Source organism: Banduia mediterranea, from assembly GCF_031846245.1.
In the GTDB taxonomy this organism is placed as follows: Bacteria; Pseudomonadota; Gammaproteobacteria; order Nevskiales; family Nevskiaceae; genus Banduia; species Banduia mediterranea.
The window spans coordinates 90,841-113,306 of sequence record NZ_JAVRIC010000011.1 but is presented as its reverse complement, the minus strand read 5'-3'; the positions used below and the strand labels follow the sequence as shown (position 1 = coordinate 113,306).

The 22,466-nt window shown below is 63.8% G+C and carries 24 protein-coding genes; 14 read left to right on the top strand and 10 right to left on the bottom strand.

What is annotated here, in order from left to right; genetic code table 11:
* Window positions 1-15: 15 nt before the first annotated feature.
* The 7 genes from RM530_RS09575 to infC form a co-directional block, all read right to left on the bottom strand.
* Window positions 16-432, bottom strand: coding sequence for a MerR family transcriptional regulator (locus RM530_RS09575; RefSeq protein WP_311365001.1), 417 nt, complete (start codon window positions 430-432; stop codon window positions 16-18).
* The gene (locus RM530_RS09570; RefSeq protein ID WP_311365000.1) at window positions 416-712 is read right to left on the bottom strand and encodes an integration host factor subunit alpha; all 297 of its coding nucleotides are present in this window, start codon (window positions 710-712) and stop codon (window positions 416-418) included. The genes RM530_RS09575 and RM530_RS09570 overlap by 17 nt, the downstream gene beginning before the upstream one ends.
* A 19-nt stretch (window positions 713-731) precedes the next feature.
* Complete coding sequence (gene pheT / locus RM530_RS09565) at window positions 732-3,089, bottom strand: phenylalanine--tRNA ligase subunit beta (protein WP_311364999.1); 2,358 nt, start codon at window positions 3,087-3,089, stop codon at window positions 732-734.
* 33 nt (window positions 3,090-3,122) lie between these two features.
* Window positions 3,123-4,124 (bottom strand): phenylalanine--tRNA ligase subunit alpha, encoded by a 1,002-nt coding sequence (gene pheS / locus RM530_RS09560; RefSeq protein ID WP_311364998.1) that lies wholly within the window; start codon window positions 4,122-4,124, stop codon window positions 3,123-3,125.
* Between the two features lie 111 nt (window positions 4,125-4,235).
* A complete protein-coding gene (rplT, locus tag RM530_RS09555; protein WP_311364997.1) occupies window positions 4,236-4,595 on the bottom strand; it encodes a 50S ribosomal protein L20 in 360 nt (119 codons plus the stop codon).
* Window positions 4,596-4,611: 16 nt separating this feature from the next.
* Window positions 4,612-4,809, bottom strand: a complete 198-nt coding sequence (gene rpmI, locus RM530_RS09550; RefSeq protein ID WP_311364996.1) for a 50S ribosomal protein L35 — start codon at window positions 4,807-4,809, stop codon at window positions 4,612-4,614.
* 100 nt (window positions 4,810-4,909) lie between these two features.
* Entirely contained in the window at window positions 4,910-5,443 is a 534-nt protein-coding gene (gene infC / locus RM530_RS09545; protein WP_349256208.1) for a translation initiation factor IF-3, read from the bottom strand.
* 414 nt (window positions 5,444-5,857) lie between these two features.
* Between infC and RM530_RS09540 the strand changes: the two genes are divergently transcribed.
* The 5 genes from RM530_RS09540 (at window position 5,858) to yedA (ending at window position 10,362) form a co-directional block, all read left to right on the top strand.
* Window positions 5,858-7,201, top strand: coding sequence for an arylsulfotransferase family protein (locus RM530_RS09540; protein WP_311364995.1), 1,344 nt, complete (start codon window positions 5,858-5,860; stop codon window positions 7,199-7,201).
* A gap of 3 nt (window positions 7,202-7,204) precedes the next feature.
* Window positions 7,205-7,477: a hypothetical protein gene (locus tag RM530_RS09535; protein ID WP_311364994.1), complete on the top strand. Its 273-nt coding sequence runs from the start codon at window positions 7,205-7,207 to the stop codon at window positions 7,475-7,477.
* A gap of 4 nt (window positions 7,478-7,481) precedes the next feature.
* The gene (locus RM530_RS09530; protein ID WP_311364993.1) at window positions 7,482-8,219 is read left to right on the top strand and encodes a hypothetical protein; all 738 of its coding nucleotides are present in this window, start codon (window positions 7,482-7,484) and stop codon (window positions 8,217-8,219) included.
* Between the two features lie 19 nt (window positions 8,220-8,238).
* The gene (locus RM530_RS09525; RefSeq protein WP_311364992.1) at window positions 8,239-9,375 is read left to right on the top strand and encodes a sulfotransferase family protein; all 1,137 of its coding nucleotides are present in this window, start codon (window positions 8,239-8,241) and stop codon (window positions 9,373-9,375) included.
* 93 nt (window positions 9,376-9,468) lie between these two features.
* Complete coding sequence (gene yedA / locus RM530_RS09520) at window positions 9,469-10,362, top strand: drug/metabolite exporter YedA (protein ID WP_311364991.1); 894 nt, start codon at window positions 9,469-9,471, stop codon at window positions 10,360-10,362.
* A gap of 1 nt (window position 10,363) precedes the next feature.
* Here the strand turns inward: yedA and RM530_RS09515 are convergent, their stop codons facing one another.
* A complete protein-coding gene (locus RM530_RS09515; RefSeq protein WP_311364990.1) occupies window positions 10,364-11,722 on the bottom strand; it encodes a class II 3-deoxy-7-phosphoheptulonate synthase in 1,359 nt (452 codons plus the stop codon).
* Window positions 11,723-11,877: 155 nt separating this feature from the next.
* Between RM530_RS09515 and RM530_RS09510 the strand changes: the two genes are divergently transcribed.
* Window positions 11,878-12,312 (top strand): Hsp20/alpha crystallin family protein, encoded by a 435-nt coding sequence (locus RM530_RS09510; RefSeq protein WP_311364989.1) that lies wholly within the window; start codon window positions 11,878-11,880, stop codon window positions 12,310-12,312.
* A gap of 66 nt (window positions 12,313-12,378) precedes the next feature.
* Window positions 12,379-13,293, top strand: coding sequence for a DnaJ C-terminal domain-containing protein (locus tag RM530_RS09505; protein ID WP_311364988.1), 915 nt, complete (start codon window positions 12,379-12,381; stop codon window positions 13,291-13,293).
* Window positions 13,294-13,318: 25 nt separating this feature from the next.
* On the opposite strand, the gene RM530_RS09500 is transcribed toward RM530_RS09505, so the two are convergent.
* Together RM530_RS09500 and RM530_RS09495 are read right to left on the bottom strand one after the other, a co-directional pair.
* Window positions 13,319-15,367 (bottom strand): oxidoreductase, encoded by a 2,049-nt coding sequence (locus RM530_RS09500; protein ID WP_311364987.1) that lies wholly within the window; start codon window positions 15,365-15,367, stop codon window positions 13,319-13,321.
* A gap of 32 nt (window positions 15,368-15,399) precedes the next feature.
* Window positions 15,400-15,921 (bottom strand): thioesterase family protein, encoded by a 522-nt coding sequence (locus RM530_RS09495; RefSeq protein WP_311364986.1) that lies wholly within the window; start codon window positions 15,919-15,921, stop codon window positions 15,400-15,402.
* 145 nt (window positions 15,922-16,066) lie between these two features.
* On the opposite strand from RM530_RS09495, the gene RM530_RS18980 reads away from it, so the two are divergent.
* The 7 genes from RM530_RS18980 (at window position 16,067) to RM530_RS09455 (ending at window position 22,457) form a co-directional block, all read left to right on the top strand.
* Window positions 16,067-16,561, top strand: a complete 495-nt coding sequence (locus RM530_RS18980; protein WP_311364985.1) for a hypothetical protein — start codon at window positions 16,067-16,069, stop codon at window positions 16,559-16,561.
* Between the two features lie 58 nt (window positions 16,562-16,619).
* A complete protein-coding gene (locus RM530_RS09485) occupies window positions 16,620-17,255 on the top strand; it encodes a 50S ribosomal protein L25/general stress protein Ctc (RefSeq protein WP_311364984.1) in 636 nt (211 codons plus the stop codon).
* A gap of 7 nt (window positions 17,256-17,262) precedes the next feature.
* Complete coding sequence (gene pth / locus RM530_RS09480) at window positions 17,263-17,844, top strand: aminoacyl-tRNA hydrolase (RefSeq protein ID WP_311364983.1); 582 nt, start codon at window positions 17,263-17,265, stop codon at window positions 17,842-17,844.
* Between the two features lie 122 nt (window positions 17,845-17,966).
* Window positions 17,967-19,061, top strand: coding sequence for a redox-regulated ATPase YchF (ychF, locus tag RM530_RS09475; protein WP_311364982.1), 1,095 nt, complete (start codon window positions 17,967-17,969; stop codon window positions 19,059-19,061).
* A gap of 447 nt (window positions 19,062-19,508) precedes the next feature.
* A complete protein-coding gene (locus tag RM530_RS09465) occupies window positions 19,509-19,697 on the top strand; it encodes a hypothetical protein (RefSeq protein WP_311364981.1) in 189 nt (62 codons plus the stop codon).
* Window positions 19,698-19,810: 113 nt separating this feature from the next.
* Window positions 19,811-21,016 (top strand): class I SAM-dependent methyltransferase, encoded by a 1,206-nt coding sequence (locus RM530_RS09460; RefSeq protein ID WP_311364980.1) that lies wholly within the window; start codon window positions 19,811-19,813, stop codon window positions 21,014-21,016.
* An 85-nt stretch (window positions 21,017-21,101) separates the two neighbouring features.
* Window positions 21,102-22,457: a TolC family outer membrane protein gene (locus RM530_RS09455; RefSeq protein ID WP_311364979.1), complete on the top strand. Its 1,356-nt coding sequence runs from the start codon at window positions 21,102-21,104 to the stop codon at window positions 22,455-22,457.
* The last annotated feature ends 9 nt before the right edge of the window (window positions 22,458-22,466 follow it).

Genomic DNA, 22,466 nt, shown 5'->3' with positions numbered 1-22,466 from the left:
GCCGTGCGGCTTGCTTCAGTGGTCGAGCAGCTTGAGGATGTTTTCGAGTTCGCTGCGAATCTGGCGAATTTCACGACCGCGCGGAGCCGTTGGCTTGCTCCCGCTCATGGCGCCGTCCGGGCCCAGGGTTTCATCGTTGACCGGCTTGGGCATTTCACGCAGGCGCTGACGCGCACCACCGATGGTGAAACCCTGTTCGTAGAGCAGGCTGCGAATGCGGCGCACCATCAGCACATCGTCAATCTGGTAGTAACGGCGGTTACCGCGACGCTTGACCGGCTTGAGCTGTGGAAATTCCTGCTCCCAATAGCGCAGCACATGCGGTTTGACGGCGCACAATTCACTGACCTCGCCGATCGCGAAATACCGTTTCTGCGGGATTTCGGGCAGGGGTTCGTGTAGACGCTCGGCTCTGTCAGCCGTCGGTGCCATCGGATTCGACTCTCAGCCTCAGTTTCTGCCCGGGACGGAACGTAACCACTCGACGTGCCGAAATTGGTATTTCCTCGCCGGTTTTGGGATTCCGGCCAGGACGCTGGTTCTTGTCTCGCAGCTCGAAATTTCCGAACCCGGACAGCTTGACCTGATCACCTGACTCAAGCGCAGCCCGGACATCCTCGAAGAACAGATCGACGAACTCCTTGGCTTCGCGTTTGTTCAAGCCCAGCTGCGCGAACAGCGCTTCGGCCAGTTCCGCTTTGGTCAACGCCACTTTCTAATCACCCCCAAGATCAACCCCTGACGGAGGCCCCCAAAATCCTGCCGAGATGAGAGACGATCAAGGCAACGGATTCGTCGACATCATGTTCGGTTAGCGTGCGCGAATAGTCCTGAAAAATCAAGCTTAAAGCGACGCTTTTACATCCTTCGGGTAAGCCTGGCCCAACGTAAACATCAAACACCTTGACCGCTTCCAGCGCGGCCGCCCCGGCGGCGCGCGCCTCGGCTACCAGCCTTGCGGACGGAAGGTCCGTCCTCACGCTTAATGCCAAGTCACGGCGTGACGACGGATATTCCGACATTTTCGGTCGGTTCGGCAATGCCCGTGGACTGATTCCGGCCCAGTCGAGTTCGAACAGGATTGGTGCGGACGGCAGATCGAAGTGCGCGACCAGGCGCGGGTGCAGGCTGCCCATCCAGCCTAGCGGGTGGCCGCCGCGCAACACGCGAGCGGTCTGGCCGGGATGCAGCGCGGCATGCTCGTCGCGCTCCCACTCCAGTTCGCCCAGCACGGCGTCGATATCGCCCTTGGCATCGAAGAAGTCGACCAAGCGGCCCGGCGATCCCCATTGCTCGGGCAAAGCCTCGCCCCAGATCAGGCCCGACAGTGACTGGGTTTCGACGATCTCGCCGTCGCGAAGCTCGTAGCGGGCACCGATCTCGAACAGGCGGACGCGCCGCGCCTGACGCTGCAGGTTGTACTGCAAGGCCGGCAGCAGGCCGCTCCAGAGCGTGGTGCGCATCACCGACATGGTCTCGGCAATCGGGTTGTCGAGTTCGATCTCGGCGCCCATCGGCGCCAACAGCGACTGCACGGCGGGATCGACAAAACTGTAGCTCACGGCCTCGTGATAGCCGCGCGCCGCCAGGGCGTGCTTGACGCCGGATTCGCTGCGCCGGGTATCGGTGCTGGCGATCGGCATCAGTTCGGCCGCATAGGGCCGCGCCTCGATCCGGTCGTAGCCGTAGAGGCGAGCGACTTCCTCGATCAGATCGGCCTCGATCTCCAGGTCGTAGCGCCAGCTCGGAATCTGCGCGTTCCAGAGGCCCGGTTCGGATTGGCGGGCTTCGATGCCGAGCCGGCCCAAGGACGACTCCACGGTGGCGGCGTCGATCTCGACGCCGCTGATCATTTCCAGCCGGGACTGTCGCAGCGACACGCGGCGCAAGCCGGGCGCTTCCGAGCCCGCCACCACCACCGCGCCGGCGCGGCCACCGGCCACCTCGATGATCAAACGGCTGGCACGTTCCAGTGCCAGGCGCTGCAAGGCCGGGTCGACGCCGCGCTCGTAGCGGTAGGCGGCATCGGTATGCAGCTTGTGGCGACGCCCGGTTCCGGCAACGGCAGCCGGCGTGAAGCAGGCACTTTCCAGGAACACCCGCGTGGTCGATTCCGAAACTTCCGAATCGCCGCCGCCCATGACCCCGGCCAGCGCCAGCGGCGCCTTGGCATCTGCAATCAACAACTCACTCGATTTCGGCTCGATGGTCTGGCCGTTGAGCAGGCTCAGCTTCTCGCCGGAGCGACCACGCCGCACCGACACCGGCGCCGCCAGGCGATCCGCGTCGAAGGCGTGCATCGGCTGGCCGAGTTCGAACAGCACGTAGTTGGTCACGTCCACCAGCAGGCCCAGACTGCGCACGCCGGTACGACGCAGCCGTTCACGCATCCATTGCGGCGTCTGCGCGTTCGGGTCGATCTCCTCGATGATCCGCCCGGCATAACAGGGACATGCCTGGATATCCTCGATTTCGACCGAGATGCTCGCTTCGCTACCGCTTTCGACCGGCTCGATCGCGGGTCGGGTGTAGCCGATGCCGTAGATCGCCGCCAGTTCCCGCGCCAGGCCGAGAACGCTGAGTGCATCGCCCCGGTTGGGCGTGAATTCGAGTTCGAGTATCCAGTCGTCGAGTTGCAAGGCCGACTCGATCGGCTGACCGGGTTCGAGCGAAGCATCGAGTTCGAACAGGCCGTCGGACTGTTCCGACAGGCTCAGCTCCTTGGCCGAGCACAACATGCCGCCGGATTCTACGCCCCGCAGCCTGGCGCGACCGATCTTCATGCCGCCCGGCAGCACCGCACCGGGCAGCGCCAGCGGTGCCAGCAGGCCCGCGCGTGCATTCGATGCACCGCACACGATCTGGTGCGACCCGCCATCGCCGGCATCGACCCGGCAAACCCGAAGCCGGTCGGCGTCGGGATGCTGTACGGCTTCGACGATGCGGCCCACGACCACGCCGTGCAGCGGTTCGGCCAGCAGCGGCACGGCTTCACATTCGATGCCCGCCATCGTCAGGCGGTGCGCGATATCGTGCGCGTGGTCGGGCAGGTCCACCCATTCGCGCAGCCAATTGAGGCTGATTTTCATGATTCAGGTTCCAGATTTCAGGTGCACGGGCGTTCAGGCGAACTGACGCAGAAAGCGCAGATCGTTGTTGAAGAACAGACGCAGATCGTCGATGCCGTAACGCCGCATCGCGAGCCGCTCCACACCCATACCAAAGGCATAGCCGGTATAGCGTTCGGAATCGATACCGACGGCTTCGAGCACCTTGGGGTTGACGATGCCGCAGCCCAGAACCTCCAGCCAGCGGTCGCCGAGTCGCACGTGCATGTCCGCGCCCGGTTCCACGAACGGAAAATACGAGGGCCGGAACATCACCTCCACATCGGACTCGAACAGGCCGCGCGCAAAGTTCATGAGGTCGTACTTGAGATCGGCCAGCGATACCCGCTCGGCCACATACAGGCCCTCCACCTGATGAAACATCGGGCTGTGCGTGCGATCGAAATCGACGCGGTAAACACGGCCCGGACAGATCATGCGAATCGGCGGCTTGCCGCCGGCGGCCACCAGATGCTTCATCGTCCTGATCTGGACCGGCGAGGTGTGGGTGCGCAGCAGCCGTTCGCCGCCCTGGACGTAGAAGGTGTCCTGCATCGCGCGCGCCGGATGCGCTGGCGGAATATTGAGGGCCTCGAAATTGTGGTAATCGTCCTCGATTTCCGGACCGGCCACGGATTCAAAGCCCATGTCGGCGAACAGGCGCTCGATGCGCTCGATGGTCAAGGAGATCGGATGCAGACCACCGCTGCCCTCACCGCGTCCCGGCAGACTGACATCGATCGTCTCCTCGGCCAGACGGCGCGACATCTCGATGTCCTCCAGCGTGCGACGGCGCGTATCGAGCTGCGCCTGCACGGCTTCCTTGGCACGATTGACCCGGTCGCCGAAGGCCTTGCGCTGTTCCGGCGGCATGCCGCCGAGCTGCTTGAGCAGGCCGGTCAGGCTGCCCTTCTTGCCCAGCAACTCCACGCGCAGGGCATCGAGGGCACGCAGCTCCGTGCAGGCGGCGATGTCGGTTTGGGCCTGTAGGGCCAGGTCTTCTGGGCTGTCGCTCATGATGATTTGTCTTGGCAAATGAAAAAGGGACCGGCATCCGCCAGTCCCTTTGAATGAAGCTACGTCTGCGACGTGCTGGCCCCGTGAACCAGGACCGGTACGCCGGCTTGCTCAGGCGGCGAGCTGGGCTTGTGCCTGGACCGCCAGAGCAGCGAACGCAGCCTTGTCATGAATCGCCAGGTCAGCCAGCACCTTGCGATCAAGGACCACGCCGGCCTTGGCGAGTCCGTTGATAAATCGGCTGTAGTTGAGGCCATGTTCACGCGCGCCGGCGTTGATGCGCTGAATCCACAAGGCGCGGATTTCACGCTTTTTGACGCGACGGTCGCGGTAGGCGTACTGCCCGGCCTTGATCGTGGCCTGCTTGGCGGCGCGGAATACCCGGCTCTTGCCGCCGTAGTAACCCTTGGCCTTCTTCAGGACTTTCTTGTGCTTGGCGTGTGCGGTAACGCCGCGCTTGACTCGTGCCATCGTTCAGCCCTCCCTTTCAGGCGTACGGCAGGAGCTGACGCACTTCACGCACGTCGGACTCATGCACCATGGTCGGGCCACGCAGCTGACGAATGCGCTTCGCCGGCTTCTTGGTCAGGATGTGGCGCTTGTGCGAGAACGAGCGCTTGAAACCACCCTTGCCGGTGCGCGAAAAACGCTTCGCGGCACCGCGGTTGGTCTTGATCTTCGGCATTGAAAACTCCTTTCACTTCTCTTTAATGCTCCATCCGGCAGCGTCATGGACGCATTTTGAAGGCCGTATGCAGCTTGTTGGAAAATCCACCTGCGCAAGCTCAGTGCTTGCGCGGCGTCACCACCATCACCATCTGGCGGCCTTCCATCTTCGGGAACTGCTCGACCTGTCCGATTTCGTCCAGATCGGCGCGGATGCGTTCCAGCAGATCGCGCCCGAGTTCCTGATGCGCCATTTCGCGACCGCGGAAGCGAACCGTGATCTTGGCCTTGTCACCTTCTTCGATGAATCGCTGCAGATTGCGAAGTTTGACCTGGTAGTCACCAACATCGGTGCCGGGCCGAAATTTCACTTCCTTGATCTGCACCTGCTTCTGCTTGCGCCGCGCCGCCTGCTGGGCCTTGTCCTTCTGAAAAACGTACTTGCCGTAATCCATGATCTTGCAGACTGGAGGATCTGCATTCGGCGACACTTCCACCAGATCCAATCCCAGCTCTTCGGCCTTCGCGAGTGCGTCGCGAGTCATCATGACTCCGACCTGATCTCCCTCGGGGCCAACCACACGTACACGTGGCACGGTGATCTGTTCGTTACGGCGGTCACTCTTTTCCTGCGCGATGCTGAATTCCTCCAAGTTTCATCGATCCGTCGTCGTCACGACGGCCCTGCCAACGCCACGCGATTCCGGTGAGGACGCGAAGCCCGCGAATTCTATAGACCTCACCGCCCGGACTCAAGCGGGACGCCAGCAACAGCGTCCCGACATGGCGACAATGACCCCATGCGACAAGGGAAAATGTTAACAGTCGGTTCAGGCATTCAAGCTTAACGTACGATCCACATTCAGGTTCCGCCACGGGCCGCTTGCATTTTGCGAACGGCTCGGGCGCCCCGGAAGCCGCGGCTCCCACGCCGGTCTGAAGCACAGATACTCAAAATTTCAAGAATTTAAAATTTACATTTCGCTACACGGGGCAGTCGGAAGGGCGCAGTCGCTTGTCGTCGACCACTCTCCGCAGTACACCCCATGCCTATGAGGAGCTCAGGGATGCTGGACCGTGTTGGTGATGCGCTCTACAAACTTGTACTGATCCTGTGTGTCGCCTTCCTGGCGTTTTGCGCCGGTAGCTTCGTGGTGCTCGGCAAGGTCTTTCCTTACGAGCTTTTCCGGGACGCCTACCTCGCCGGCAACGCGCTGATCCACCAGCGCACCGACTATATCGATCCGGTCAAGACCGACCTCTACGGGAAAGCCAGCACGCCGCAACGTGGTGTCGTGAGTTTTGACCCGGACCTGGTCCAGAGCGGCCTGACCCTATACACCTCCGGCCATACCCAGAAAGCGTTCCTGATCGACTTCCAGGGCAATGTGGTTCACGAGTGGTACATGCCCTACAGCAAGGTGTGGGACAAGAGTTCGGCCGTCACCGATCCGGTCGACGACGTCAACACCTATTTCCGCAAGGCGCTGATGTATCCGAATGGTGACCTGCTGGTGGTCTACGACGGTGTCGGCGACACCCCGCACGGCTATGGCCTGGTCAAGATGGATCGCGATTCCAAGCTGATCTGGAAGTACCTGGAACGCGGCCACCACGATATCGACATCGCACCGGACGGTCGGGTGTTCACCCTGACCCATGCGATCACGCACCACGTGATCGAAAAAGCGACCTTCCTGCAGCCGCCACGCATCGACGACTATCTGGTGGAACTGTCGCCCGAAGGCAAGCAGCTCAAGAAGATTCCGCTGCTGGAGACCTTCGTCAATTCGCCGTTCCGCGGCATGCTCGACATCGTGCCCTGGTACCTGCTCGACGCCGGCGATTTCCTGCACACCAACGGCGTGGACTACGTTACCGCCGAGATGGCCGCAGTCTTCGACTTCGCCAAGGAAGGTCAGGTGCTGATCTCCATGCGCGAACCGGGCGCACTTGCCCTGATCGATCTCGAACAGGAAAAGATGAGTTGGGCGATCCGTGGCCCGTGGATCGGCCAGCACGATCCCGACATGCTGCCGAACGGCCACTTCCTGCTGTTCGACAACAACGGGCACTTCGGTCCCGGCGGCCGTTCCAAGATCCTGGAGTTCGACCCCAAGACCTATGAAGTGAGCTGGAGCTATACCGGCACCGAGGACAAGCCGTTCCACAGCGTCATTCGCGGTGTACAGGAACGTCTCGCCAACGGCAACACCCTGATCAGCGACGCCCAGAATGGGCGCATGCTCGAAGTCACCCCGGACAATCGCATCGCCTGGGAGTACATGAATCCCGAACGGCGCGGCGACAAGGATGCCTATATCCCGATCATCTCCGGCGCCCATCGGGTAGACCCGACGATGCTGGATGCCGATTTCCGGAATACCCTGAAGACCCCCCAAGGAGGCTAGATCATGAAAGCCCAAAATCCGAACCTGAGCCGTCGTGTCGCCCAACTCGCCCCGCTGGCCCTGGCCCTCGCCGTGGTTGCCGTTCCGGCCCAGGCCTACGTCGGCCCCGGCGCCGGCCTGAGCCTGCTCAGCGCCCTGTGGGCGTTGGTCGCCGCGATCTTCGCGGCCGTGGCGTTCATCGTGATGTGGCCGGTGCGCAAGATGCTCAAGCAGCGCAAGGCGGCCGCCAACAACGGCAAGGACAACAGCGCCACCAACGACAAACAGGCGCCGTAAGCCGGTGAGCATGGGCCTTCTCGACCTGCCGGCACCGCTGTTCTACTGGATCGATGGCGCCAGCAGTGGTGCCGTTCCGGCCACGCTCCGACTCTGGATCTGGGGCGTGGTCGGCGGTGTCGCCTCGATGGGACTGTACTGGTTGCTGTCTCCGCAGAAGCGTATTTCCGCGACCAAACGCGAGCTGGCCGAAGCGCAGCGGGCGCTGAACAGCTTCGACGGCGAATTCTCCGAAGCCACGCCGATGATGCGGCGCATGCTCGGGCTCGCGTTCAAGCAGGCCGGCATCGTGGTGATACCGGCCGTGATCGCGATGGCACCGGTGCTGTGCCTGCTGGCCTGGATGAGCACGGCCTACGGCTATTCGTGGCCGGCGCCCGGCGCCACCGTCGAAACCCGCACGCACCCGCAACAGGGCTACAGCGCGCAATGGGCCTCGGTGCCGGGTTCGGACAAGACGGCCCATGTCCTGATCACCGACGAATCCGGCAGCACGCTGGAAGACCATGCCATGGACAAGCCCGTGCCGGTGCTGCACAAACGTGCCTGGTGGAATGCCCTGATCGGTAATCCGGCCGGCTATCTGCCAGAGGATCTGGCCGTGGATGCCGTCGAGATCGAATTGCCGGAAAGGCACTACCTCGGCTTCGGTCCGGGCTGGCTGCGCGGCTGGGAGTTCAGCTTCATCCTGGCGGTCACCATCGGCGCGCTCGGGCTCAAGCTCGGCTTCCGCATCGAATAAAACACGCGAGGGCGATCGCATGAGCGAAGCCGGCAGGACATCCGAATTCGAAGTTCCGGGCTGGGTCGACTGGCTCGGAAAATCGGTCAACCAGCACCCGGGTTTCTGGGTGCGCATGGGCAATCTCGAAAGCTCGGTACTCGACGACAGGATTTCCGGCATCAAGGCCGAGGCGCCGATCTACGTCAGCGGACTGGCCCGCTCCGGCAGCACCATCCTTCTGGAAATCCTGGCCGAACACGAACAGTGTGCGACGCACGCCTACAAGGACTTCCCGCTGGTGCTGACGCCGTTCTTCTGGAACTGGTTTCTCGACCGCTCGCGCAGCGGACAGGAGCAGAAGATCGAGCGTGCCCATGGCGACGGCATCGAGGTCTCGCCGGACAGCCCCGAGGCGGTGGAAGAACCGGTGTGGATGGCCTTCTTCCCGGAGCTGCACAGCGCGCTGCGCAGCAATGTGCTGGATGCCAGCACCGAGGCACCGAAGTTCGAGCACTTCTACCGCAACCATCTGCGCAAGATGCTGTGGCTGCGTCGAGGTTCACGCTATCTGGCCAAGGGCAACTACAACATCACGCGCCTGGAATACCTGCTCAGGCTGTTTCCGGACGCGCGCTTCGTGATTCCGGTGCGCGAGCCGGCAGCGCATATCGCCTCGCTCAAAAGTCAGCACACACGCTTCTGCAAACTGCACCGCGAAGACCCGCGCGCCCTGCGCTACATGCAGCGTGTCGGTCACTACGAATTCGGGCTTGATCGCCGCCCCGTCAACATCGGTGAAGGCTCACAGGCCGCGTCCATCCTGCAGGCCTGGGTCGAAGGGCGTGAGGTCGAAGGTCTGGCGCGTCTGTGGGACGACGTACACCGCTTCATCGCACAACGGCTGGACGCCTCACCGGCCCTGCGTGAGGCCTGCATCGTGGTCCGTCACGAGGACCTCTGCGCAGCGCCGCGCGAAACCCTGGGCAAACTGTTTTCGCACTGCCGGCTCGATCCCGGCAGCAAGCTGCTGGAGAGCGCCGCGGCGCGCCTGCGGCCCTCGTCCTCGGCCACGCCGCTGGCGGACGAGGACATGCAGACCGTCGCCCGGCTCACCGGCGAAACGGCCGGTCATTTCGGCTACGGCGACCACGCGCGGACGCAACAAGCGGTGTAGAAATTCCCGAGCGCCGCTCGGCGCGCGTAGCTGCGGGCCGTATACAAGGCTCCGCTACAATGCGCCGCCTTTCCGCCGCGCAGAGCCTCATCCATGAGCACGCAGGCACCGTCGCGCCGCAATGAGCCGAGCGCCACCGCCATCCTGGCGATGGCGACCGTCTACTTCGTCTGGGGCTCGACCTATCTCGCGATCCACTTCGCGCTGCAAGGCTTTCCGCCCCTGTTTTTCCCGGGCCTGCGCTTTTCGATCGCCGGCGCGATTCTCTACACGGTGCTGCGCCTGCGCGGCCGTCCCGCTCCGAGCGCCCGACAATGGGCCGGCACTGCCTTGATCGGCCTGCTGATGCTGTGCTTCGGCAATGGCGGGGTGGTGCTGGCACAGCAGTCCGTGGGCTCCGGCCTGGCCGCCACGGCGGTGGCCACCGTGCCGCTGTGGGCCAGCCTGATCGCCGGCCTGGGGGGCGAATGGCCCGGTCGGTTTCAATGGATCGGGCTGGCGCTGGGCTTCGGCGGCATCGTGCTGCTCAACCTGGGCGGCGACTTCGCCGCCAATCCGGTATCGGCCGGCCTGCTGATGTTTGCCTCGGTGAGCTGGGCCTTCGGTACGGTCTATTCCCGTCGCCTGGCGCTGCCGGGCGGACTGATGAACAGCGCCTGCCAGATGCTGTGCGCCGGCCTGCTGTTCTTCATCGGCAGCGCCGCACGCGGCGAAAGCTGGCGCCTGGACGTGTCGCCGCAGGCCTTGCTCGCGCTTGCCTATCTGACGGTGTTCGGCAGCCTCGTCGCCTACAGCGCCTACGTCTATCTGATGCAGAATGTGGCGCCGGCACTGACCACCAGCTACGCTTACGTCAATCCGGTGGTTGCAGTGCTGTTGGGCGTGAGCTTCGCTGGCGAAGTGATCCTGCCGAACGAATGGATCGCGATCGGCTGCGTGCTGTCCGGCGTGGTGATGATCGTGCTCGGGTGGCGGCGCAGCACCTGACTCAGGTACCGCAGCGGTCCACGATCGTCAGCGCCATTTCCAGGGCCTGTTCGTAGTTGAGCCGTGGATCGACATTCGAGCGGTAGGCGCGTTCCAGATCGGTTTCCGATAACTGCCGAGCACCGCCGGTGCATTCGGTCACGTCTTCTCCGGTCAGCTCCAGATGCACACCGCCGAGACGCGAGCCGTGCGCCTGATGCACCTCGAAGGCCGACAGCAACTCGGCCTGTATGCGCTCGAACGGACGCGTCTTGAGACCGTTTCCGGTTGAGATCGTGTTGCCGTGCATGGGGTCGGCCATCCACAGCACCGGGCGATCGCGCACCGCCTCGATCAGCGGTGGCAGGCCTTCGGCGATCTTGTCGGAACCCATGCGGCTGATCAGCGTGAGTCGACCCGGTTCGTGCGTCGGATCGAGGCGATCGCACAGCGCGCGCAACCCGTCCGGCGACACGCCCGGGCCGACCTTGACGCCCACGGGGTTGCGGATGCCGCGCATGTATTCGACATGCGCACCGTCCAGATCGGCGGTACGCAGTCCGATCCAGGGAAAATGCGTGGACAGGTTGTAATGGCCCGGCTTGCGCGGCACCAGCCGGGTCTGCGCCTGTTCGTAGTAGAGCAGCAGCGCCTCGTGTGAAGTGTAGAAATCCACCCGATTGAATTCGTGAATCTCCTGTCCGGCCAGGGTCTCCATGAAGCGCAGCGAACGGCCGATGGACTCCACGCGTTCGCGATAGGCCTTGGCCAGCGGCGAATGCGGCATCCACGACAGGTTCCAGTATTCCGGGTGGTGCAGGTCGGCAAAGCCGCCGTCGACCAGACCGCGCACGAAGTTGATCGTCATCGCCGAATTGGCGTGACCTTCGATCAGTCGCCGCGGATCAGGTATGCGTGCTTCCGGCGTGAACTCGGGCGCGTTGACCAGATCGCCGCGATAGGACGGCAAGGTGACGCCGTCGCGGGTTTCCAGATCGGCCGAGCGCGGCTTGGCGTACTGGCCGGCGAATCGTCCCAGTCGAACCACACGCGTCGACAGTCCATGCACCAGCACCAGGGACATCTGCAGCAAGACCTTGAGACGGTTGGTGATGATGTCCGGCGTGCAATCGGCGAAGGACTCGGCGCAGTCGCCGCCCTGCAGCACGAAGGCGCGCCCGGCCTGGGCATCGGCGAGATGCGTGCGCAGGGCGTCGACTTCCCAGGACGTGACCAGCGGCGGCAGCCGGCTCAGCTTGCCCAGCGTCGCCTGGAGGGCGGAGGCATCCGGATAGTTCGGCTGCTGCGTGGCGACACGCGACTGCCACGAATCAATGCGCCAATCGGCGGCTTCGGACCTGCGCGGGGCGTCAGTAGTCACGGCGGGGCGGGCAAAAACAAAAAAGGGGCGCAAGTATAGCGACAAGCGCCAGCCAGACCGGCACGCCGGCTCTTGAAAAAGATGCCCTCAGCCCCATCTTCTGTGACGTAATCAACCGCTGCTTCGATTGGCAGCATCAATTGGAGGCAACAGCCATGAACGTCGCACGATATGAACCCTGGTCCCTGCACCGTGACCTGTGGCAGGAAGTGAACAAAATGTTTGACCGTGCCGCCACCAACGACACCAGTGGCGCCACCGCCGACTGGGTTCCGCCGGTCGACATCGAGGAATATGCCGACCGTTTTGCGCTGTACATCGACGTGCCCGGCGTGGACCCGACCAGCATCGAAGTGACCCTTGAGAAGGGTGTACTGACGATTGCCGGCTCGCGCGCCGAAGCTGAGAAACCCGAAGGCGCGGAACGTCGCCGCATGGAACGTGCATCGGGCCGCTTCCACCGCCGATTCACCTTGCCGGACACGGCCGACGCCGAAGGCGTCACCGCCAACGGCCGGAACGGTGTGCTGGAGATCGGCATTCCCAAGCGCGCCGCCTCCCAGCCCCGCCGGATTGCGGTCAGCGCCTGAGCAAGGGAAGATGGTGTGATTAAGCGGGGCGCGTGAAGCGCCCCGCTTTTTTTGGAGAGCGTGTCTGTGGAGTACAAGGATTACTACAAGATTCTCGGCGTGGAACGCGGCGCGCCAGCCGGCGAGATCAAGCGTGCCTATCGAAAGCTCGCGGGCGAATTCCACCCTGACAAGAACAAGGCCGCCGGCGCCGAAAACCGGTTCAAGGAAGTCAGCGAAGCCTACGAAGTCCTGTCGGATGACAAGAAACGTCGCGCCTACGATCAGCTCGGTCCAAACTGGAAGGCCGGCCAGAACTTCACGCCCCCGCCAGGCTGGCAACCCAATTTCGGCGGCGGTGCCGGCCGCGCCCGGCCTGAAGACATGGGCGGATTCTCGGACTTCTTCTCGGACCTGTTCGGCGGCGGCATGGGCGGCGGCATGGGCGGCGGCGCCGGCTTCGGCGGTTCACGCAGTTTCGAGGACTTCGGCGGTGGCTTCGCCGGCCGTGAGGATCAACGCGCCAAGGTCCAGATTCAGCTGGAAGATTCGTTCAACGGCGCGCAGAAGAGCATCGGCGTCAACGGCAAGACCTTGTCGGTGCGGATACCCAAGGGCGTGACCGCCGGCCAGACGATCCGCCTGAATGGCCAGGGTCTGCGCGGCGGCGACCTGCTGCTTGAAATCGACTTCAGGGCCGATCCGCAGTTCAGTGCACAGGGACGAGACATCCACGTCACCGTACCGATCGCGCCCTGGGAAGCGGCCCTGGGTCAGAGCGTGCCTGTGCCCACGCTGGGCGGCAGTGTGCAACTCAAGATTCCCGCCAACGCCCAGAACGGGCGCAAGCTGCGCCTCAAGGGACGAGGCCTGCCCGGCACGCCGGCCGGCGACCAGATCGTGACGCTGTCGGTGGTATTGCCGCCGGCCGAACTCGACGAACAAAAACAGTTCTATCGGGACATGGCCGAACGCTTCAAGGACTTCGATCCGCGCGCCTGAGCAACGCCACGGCGACACGTAAGCCTCACAAGCGCGCGGCGAGCCGGCTGCCCTGATCGATCGCACGCTTGGCGTCGAGTTCGGCGGCGACATCGGCCCCGCCGATGCGATGCAGCTTGATGCCGGCCTGCATCAGCGGCGTCTCCAGTTCGCGCAGTGGCTCCTGCCCTGCGCAGATCACCACGGTATCCACGTCCAGGCGCTTCAGGCCCTCGCGGCTTTCGCCGAAGCTGATCCACAGGCCGTCCTCGTCGACCTTCTCGTAGTTGACGCCAACGATGGTTTCGACACGCTTCATCTTGATCGAGGCGCGATGTATCCAGCCGGTGGTCTTGCCCAGCCCGCCGCCCGCCTTGCCGGTCTTGCGTTGCAGCAGAAACACCTGCCGCGCCGGCGCACCGGGGTTCGGTGCGACCACGCCACCGACCGCCTGTGCCGGATCCATCACACCCCATTCGCGCCGCCAGGCCTCGGGGTCCAAGGCCGGCGAATGCCCTTCGTCGACCAGGAACTCCGCCATGTCGAAACCAATGCCACCGGCGCCGATGATGGCCGCGCGCGGCCCCACCGGCGCGTTCTTCGACAGCACATCCAGATAGGACACGACGCGACCGGGCGGCAACGACTCGGCGCCCGGCAGATGCACCTCGCGGGGCGTCACGCCGCTGGCCAGCACCACATCGTCGAAATTGCCGCCGACCAGTTCCTCGACGCTGACGCGGTGCTGCAAATGCAGGCGAACATCGGTGGCGACGATGCGCCGCTTAAAGTAGCGCAAGGTTTCATGGAACTCTTCCTTGCCCGGTATGCGCTTGGCCATGTTGAACTGCCCGCCGATCTCGGACGCGGACTCGAACAGATCGACCTGATGCCCACGTTCCGCCAGCACCGTGGCACAGGCCAGGCCGGCCGGACCGGCCCCGACCACGGCGATGCGCCTGGCCTGCGCCGTCGGCGCATAAACCAGTTCGGTTTCATGGCCGGCGCGCGGATTCACCAGACAGGAAATCCGCTTGGCCTTGAACACATGATCCAGGCAGGCCTGATTGCAGGCAATACAGGTGTTGATGTCCCGTGGCTGCCCGGCCGCACTCTTGTTGACGAAGGCCGCGTCCGCGAGCAGCGGCCGCGCCATCGACACCAGATCGATCCCGTCGGCCAGCACCTGCTCCGCGACCTCGGGCGTATTGATGCGGTTGGCCGCGCAGATCGGAATCGCCACGTGTTCACGAAGCTTCTGCGTGACCCAGACAAACGCGGCGCGCGGCACGCTGGTGGCGATCGTCGGCACTCGGGCCTCGTGCCAGCCGATGCCGCTGTTGATGATGCTGGCGCCCGCCGCCTCGATCGCCTGGGCCAGCATCACCACCTGCTCCCAGCTCTGACCGTCCGGAACCAGATCGATCAGTGACAAACGGTAGATGATGATGAAGTCCGGCCCCACCGCTTCCCGGATACGGCGCACGATCTCCACCGGAAAGCGCATGCGGTTTTCGAAGGCTCCGCCCCATTCGTCGGTGCGCGGATTGGTGTGCTCGGCCAGGAACTGATTGATCAGATAACCTTCCGAACCCATCACCTCCACGCCGTCATAACCCGCTTCGCGGGCATATTTCGCGCAGCGCACGAAGGCCGCGATCTGGCGTTCCACGCCGCGTGACGACAATGCGTGCGGCGTGAAGCGCGAGATCGGCGAGCGCAGACGCGCGGCACTCACCGCGAACGGGTGATGCGCATAACGCCCGGCGTGCAGAATCTGCAGGGCGATCTTGCCGCCTTCGGCATGCACCGCCCCGGTGATCTTGTGATGACGGCGCGCCGCCGAAGGCGTGGCCAGCATGCCGCTGAATGGATAGACCCAGCCCGCCACGTTCGGCGAGAAGCCGCCGGTGACGATCAGGCCCACGCCACCGGCCGCACGCTCGGCGTAGAAGGCCGCCAGCTTCGAAAAATCCCGCGAGCTTTCGAGCCCGCTGTGCATCGATCCCATGATCACGCGGTTGCGCAGCGTGGTGTGGCCGAGATCGAGCGGCGCGAGCAAACGCGGATAGGGAAGGGTTTCAGCCTGGGTCATGGAACACCTGGGTCATTTTGGCAGGAATGGGCTCAACGCGAGCGGATGCTGCGGGTCAGGCGCGTCTGGGCATCGTCCCAGAGCTGTATCCAGTCCGGCAGCGCTGGCGATGGCTCGGTGTGCCCGACCAGGGCCAGCACCTCGGCCGGCGTGGGTCGCGGCCCCTTGGCCACGAACAGGTAGCGCACATTGATCACCGCCCAGACCTGCCCCTTGCACACGAAGCGATGCTCGGCGAAGAACCATTTGTCGTTCCAGCCCAGCATCCGCGTCTGCAAGCGGTACGCCTGGAACGGTTGCAGGGATTTGAGAAAGCGAGCGTCCGCGCCGCCGGCCACCGGCCGCCAGCCACGCCGGATCGCTGGCCACCACACACCGGTCTCCAGCCACCAGTCGAGCCGGCCGAGATCGGCCACCCTGAAGTAGCGGCCGTTGTTCATGTGCAGGTTGAGATCGATCTCCTGCGGCCAGACCCGCATCCGCAGTTCGGATGTGCCGCCGACCGGCATGTGCACGCGCCGTGGTCGCGCCCACAGCTTCAGGGTTCTCAGCATCGGTGGTCCGTGATTGACTCGCGGGACGGCGTCAATACCGTCGCGTATGGTGCAAGCTTGCCGCGCCCGGCCGCCGCCGTCCATGCTCGGCGCCGATCCCCATCCTGATCGCGATCCCGCCAATCTTCCAAAAGGCACAGTCAAGATGAGTGATTCGACGCCGGTCACCTTCGGCGCCCTGGCGCGGCAGAGCCTGCGCATCCTGCCGGAATGGCCGCAACTGCGGCGCGGTGCCAGGAATCTCGCCACGCTGAGCCGCGACCAGCACCGGTCGGTGGGCGCGAGGCTGGCATCCCTCGCCCGTTCCCAGCCGCAGCGGCCGTTCCTGCGTTTCGAGGACCGCGCATGGACCTATGCCGAGTTCGCGCGCCTGCCCAAGTACGCCGTGCCACTGTTCATCCGTCTGCGCACGGAACAGGAAGTCACATCCACCTTCAAGTACCGCAAGGTCGATCTCAAGCGCCAGGGCTTCGACCCGGCCGAGGTCGGCGAACCGCTGAACGCGCTGTTCGACCGTGAGCGCGGCTACGAACCACTCGATGGCGCCGCTCATATCGGCATCCTCCAGCCTCCAGGGACAACGGCGCCCGGCCTGATCGGGAAGGCACCGCAATCCAAGCAAAGTCCGCGATTCGTGTAGAATCCCGCGCCCCCGTGGCTGGTCGCGGCCGCGGGCACTATCCAACAGGAGTTTTTCCATGTCAGAAAATTTCATCGTGAACGCCGAAGTTCGCGACGCGCAGGGCACGAGTGCGAGCCGCCGCCTGCGTCGCGCAGGCCGTGTCCCGGCCATCATCTATGGTGGCGATCTCAGCGTACAACAGCTGTCCGTCGAGCATCGTGAGCTTGCCAAGCACCTCGAGACCGAAGCCTTTTACTCACACGTCCTGACCATCAAGGTCGGCGACAAGGAAGAGCAGGCGGTCCTCAAGGATCTGCAGCGTCACCCCGCCAAGCCGATCATCATGCACGCTGACTTCCTGCGCGTGCGCAACGACCAGACGATCCGCATGCACGTGCCGGTTCACTTCAAGGGTGCCGAGATTGCAGTGGGCGTCAAGACCGGTGGCGGTCTGCTTGAGCATCTGGTCAACGAAATCGAAGTCGAATGCCTGCCACAGAACCTGCCGGAATTCATCGAGATCGACGTGACCCAGCTCAACGTGGGCGAATCGGTCCACATGTCCGAGCTGACGCTGCCCGAAGGTGTGGAACTGGTTGAACTCAAGCACGGCAACGATGCCGCCGTGGCCGCCATCCACCTGCCGCGCATCAGCGCCGCCGATGACGCGGGCGATCCCGCCGAAGGCGGTGAAGAAGGCGAGGCCAGCTGATTCCGGCGTGTCTTCGGATATCCGGCTGATCGCCGGTCTCGGCAACCCCGGGGCCGGCTATGCGCAGACCCGGCACAACGCCGGATTCTGGTTTGCGGACCGACTGGCCGCCGTCTTCGGCGGCCAGTTCCGTTCCGAATCGCGCTATCACGGCGAAGTCGCGCAACTCGACATCGCCGGCAATCGCCTGTGGGTGATCAAGCCGGATACCTTCATGAACCGCAGCGGGCTCGCGGTTCAGGCATTGGCCGCGTTTTACAAGCTGGCGCCGCAACAGGTTCTGGTTGCGCATGACGAACTCGATCTGCCGGCCGGCACCGTGCGCCTCAAGCGCGGTGGCGGGCATGGTGGACACAACGGTCTGCGCGACCTGCACCGCTGCCTCGGCCCCGACTATGCCCGCCTGCGCATCGGTATCGGCCACCCCGGACACAAGGACATGGTGCTCGACTACGTGCTCGGCAAGCCGATCGCCGCCGACGCACGCGCCATCGAGGATGCGATCGAAGACAGCGTTGCGGCCATGCGTGTGCTCTACGACGGCGGCTGGGATCGTGCCACCCAGGGACTGCACCGGCGCGGCACCTGAGACCGCGACATTGCTCCGCACAGCCCAGGCGCATGTGAGAAAATGCGCGCCCCGTGCCGCCCCGGCCCCGCGCCCGAGCTGCACGATTTCCAGACCTTCCACCCCTCTCGCGGATTCACGCCATGGGCATCAAATGCGGCATCGTCGGCCTGCCGAACGTCGGCAAGTCCACCCTGTTCAACGCCTTGACCAAGGCCCAGATCGCGGCTGAGAACTATCCGTTCTGCACGATCGACCCGAACGTCGGCGTGGTCGGCGTACCCGATCCGCGCCTTGATGCGCTGGCCGAGATCGTCAAACCGCAGAAGATCCTGCCGACCACGGTGGAGTTCGTGGATATCGCCGGCCTCGTCGCCGGCGCCTCCAAGGGTGAGGGTCTCGGCAATCAGTTTCTCGCGCACATCCGCGAAACCGATGCCATCGTCCAGGTCGCACGCTGCTTCGTCAATGACGATGTGATTCACGTATCCGGCTCGGTCGACCCGCTGCGCGACATCGAGGTGATCAACACCGAACTCGCGCTTGCTGACATGGACACCGTCTCCAAGGCCCTGGAGCGGACCGCGCGCCAGACCAAGTCCGGCGACAAGGCGGCCGTTGCCCGCCAGACCGTGCTGCAGAAGGTCTTCGCCCAGCTCGACCAGGGCAAGCCGGTGCGCAGCCTGGAGCTGGACGCCGAAGAAAAGCTGGCGATCCGCGAACTGCATCTGATCACCGCCAAGCCGGCGCTGTACATCGCCAACGTCGACGAAGACGGGCTCAAGAACGGCAACCAATTGGTCGACCGGGTTCGGGCCTTTGCCGCCGCCGACAATGCTGAAGTCGTCCCTGTGTGCGCCGGCATCGAAGCCGAACTGGCCCTGCTGGACGAAGAAGACAAGGAAATGTTCCTGGCCGATCTCGGTCTGGAAGAACCGGGACTCAATCGCGTGATCCGCGGCGCCTACAGCCTGCTCGGCCTGATGACCTATTTCACCGCCGGCGAAAAGGAAGTGCGCGCCTGGACCGTACGCGCCGGCTCCACCGCCCCGCAGGCAGCCGGCGTGATCCACACCGATTTCGAACGCGGCTTCATTCGCGCCGAGGTCATCGGTTACGACGACTACATCCAGTACAAGGGCGAGTCCGGCGCGCGCGAAGCCGGCAAGTGGCGGCTCGAAGGCAAGGAATACCTCGTGCAGGAAGGCGATGTGATGCACTTCCGCTTCAACGTCTGACGGTTTTTTCTGATCTCAGGATCGTTCAGTAGCGCTCGGTGGACTGTGCGATTCTTTTGAAATCAATGGCTTGATGAACAATACGGTCTACTGAGCGTTCCTTATTGTTCATCGGGGTCTGAAAATTTCGCGGGCTGCGTCGAGGGTACTCGTGTTCAACCGTGAGGGTACTTCCCCGCAGTGGAGTCCAACGATGCCCGAGAATCCACTCACTGACGCCAAGCTCAAGTCGGTCAAACCTGCTGGTCGAGACTGCGGTGCGTGTCAAGATAGTTGTCGCCTGAATCAGGCAGCGATTTGAGTGTTGATCGCCGGCGCCGAAGCACGCTGGCGGGCTGCGGCGGTGGGACGTTCGGGATGGAGCGTCACGGCACTGATCGGCGTCCAGTTACGCGTATGTCGTGTCCATCGTCGCGGGTTTTGCGCTCGGGCTTCGACGTAGAGCGCATGGCGCTGCGCGAGGACGCGGTGATCGTCAACGCCATCCGCTCTGAACTACCGGCTGCCATTACACGCGAGCAGGATATCTGGGCCGACTTCGACGCTTTCCGCAACGATCCGCTATCCATCTGGGTGGAATTGAACCTGGGCATCGAGCTATCCGCTGACGAGCCCCCCGCCGCGCGCGGCCCATGATGTTGGGAGAAACCAGCCGCCACCTTGCCGAAGACGCGGGTTGCCAGCCTGAATCTGCCCGAGCCGCTCTACGCAGACATTGCCTGCACAAAGCTTGACGCTATACTCAATGCATGCAAGCACTGCTTGATCTATTGGGGCGCGGTCTGCAGAACGCGCAGCTTGAGTTCGTCGCTCCCGAAGGAAAGCGCTGGCATCTTGGCTATGGCGAGCCCAAGGCCAGCGTCTGGCTGAAGGATTCCGACGCGCTGCGCTGGATGCTGCGCAATCCCGGTCTGCGCTTCGGTGAAGCGTACGTCGACGGACGCTGGGAGCCCGCAGACGACGATCTGCTGGCGGTGCTCGGCGCCGGCCTGCGCATCACCGGGCATTGGGAATCACGTCCCATCAGCCGGCGGCTCAAAGGCCTGCGCTCGCGCCTGCACGAGTTCAACGACGTGCGCAGCGCGCAGCGCAATATCCATCACCACTACGACCTGCAACCGGACTTCTACGCGAGCTTTCTCGACGAGGATCTGCACTATTCCTGCGCCTACTTCGCCAAGGACAGTTTCACGCTGGAGCAGGCACAACAGGCCAAATGCGAAATCATCGCACGCAAGCTCAGGCTGCAGCCGGGTGCACGCGTGCTCGATATCGGTTGCGGATTCGGCAGCATGGCGCTGTATCTGGCGGAGCACCATGGCGCCCAGATCACCGGCATCACGTTGGCCGAGGAACAGCTGCGTGTGGCGCGCCGGCGCGCGACCGAACGCGGGCTCAAAGGGCAGGTCGAGTTCCGGCTGGAGGATTACCGCAAGACGCTGGGCAGCTTCGACGCCATCGTCAGCGTCGGCATGTTCGAGCATGTCGGCCGACCCAACTACGGAACCTATTTCCGGCGCATTCATGAACTGCTGCGACCGGGCGGTCATGCGCTGGTCCATACCATCGGACGCTCCACACCGCCCGGCGGAACCAACCGCTGGATCCAGAAGTACATCTTTCCCGGCGGGGCGATTCCGGCCGCGTCCGAAATGATCGCGGCCATCGAACCGACCGGCTTGGTATTGAGCGACTTCGAAGTCTGGCGACAGCACTATGCGAAGACGCTGGCCGTCTGGCACACGCGATTCCAGCGCGAACAGCGGCGCTGGTCCGAACACTTCGACGAGGCCTTCTGTCGCATGTGGCGCTTCTACCTGCAGGCGTCCGAAGCGAGTTTCCGCTGGGGTGATCTGGTGGTGTTTCACGCCCAGCTGGCCAAGCCGCCGGTCGACCTGCCGCTGACGCGCGATTATCTGCTGCGCGCAGCTGCAAGACGACGCAAATCGTCATGATCAGTGGTCCCGCATGACGGTATGATGCGGCAACATCCGTGGCGGGGCGCGGATTCATTCATAGAAAGCGGAAGGAGCCGGTCGTATGGGGGTCATGAGGCTGCGGCACACGATGCGCCGCACCTGCGTGTTGGGTGCCTTGCTACTTTGTGGTGTCTCGAACGCACAGTCGCAAGCTGCGGATCTGGTGACGGTCTACGTCAACGCGATCGAGAACAATGCCGCCTACCGTTCCGCGGTGATGCAATACAACGCAGCGCTGGAAGCGCGGCCGGCCGCTCGTGGCAAGCTCCTGCCACAGCTTGGCGTGCAGGCAGACTACGACTGGATTCGCCAGGAAGTGGACGGCACCTACTACGGCTTCCCGGCCATCAACAGCAGTGACAATTTCGAGCGCTATCTCTACGGTGCGGCGCTGTCACAGACGATTTTCAGGATGGATCAGTTCATTGACCTGAAGAAGGCCGACAGCCAGATCGGCCAGGCGCGGCTTGCGCTCGCCACAGCCAAGGACGAACTGCAGGTTGGCGTCGCCAAGGCCTATTTCGCGCTCCTGGGTGCCCAGGAGACGCTGATTTCGGTACGTGCCGAAAAAGAGGCCGTGGGACGTCAGCTCGACCAGATGCAGGGCCGTTTCGATTCCGGCATGGTCGCAGACGCCGACCTCAAGGCGGCGCAATCGCGCCAGGATCTGGTCCTGGCACAGGAGATCTCCGCCGAGAACGAGGTCGAGATCGCCAGAACGCAGATCGAACTGGTTTCGGGCCGTCTGTTCGCCGACGTCGAAACGCTTCCGGCCGATGTCCCGCTGCCGGCGCTGGAATACGACCGTGTCGAGAACTGGATCGATCGCGCGATGCAGCACAATCTGCCGCTGCTCGAGCAGACCCTGGTCGCTCACATCGCCGGGCTGGAATACGATAAGGCACGTTCCAAACGCTTGCCGCAAATCGATCTGCTTGGCACGTATGCCTTCTTCGACCAGGACGGCAGCATCTCCGGCGCCCGTGAGGACCTCGACGAGCGCATCGGCGTCAGCGTGACCCTGCCGATCTACAGCGGCGGACAAATCTCCACCGGCATTCGTTACGCCGACAAGTTGTGGAAAAGCGAGCAGGCGCTGCTGGAAAATGCGCGCGCGCAAGCGCTCCAGAGCACGCGCAGCGGATTCCTCAATGCCCGCTCCGCGCTGGCCCGTTCCCATGCGCTCGAAAACGCCGTGCAATCCGCGATCGCCGCCGAGGAAGCGGCCCAGGTCGGTTTCGACGTGGGCACGCGCACGCAGGCTGAACTGCTGAACGCGGTTCGTGAGCGCTACGCCGCGCAGCGAGACTTCGCCCTGGCCCGCTACGCCTATCTGCTGTCGACACTCGAACTCAAGCAGGCCGCAGGCAAACTGACCGCCGCCGATCTCGACGAGATCAACAGCATGCTGCGCTGATCGTCCGGC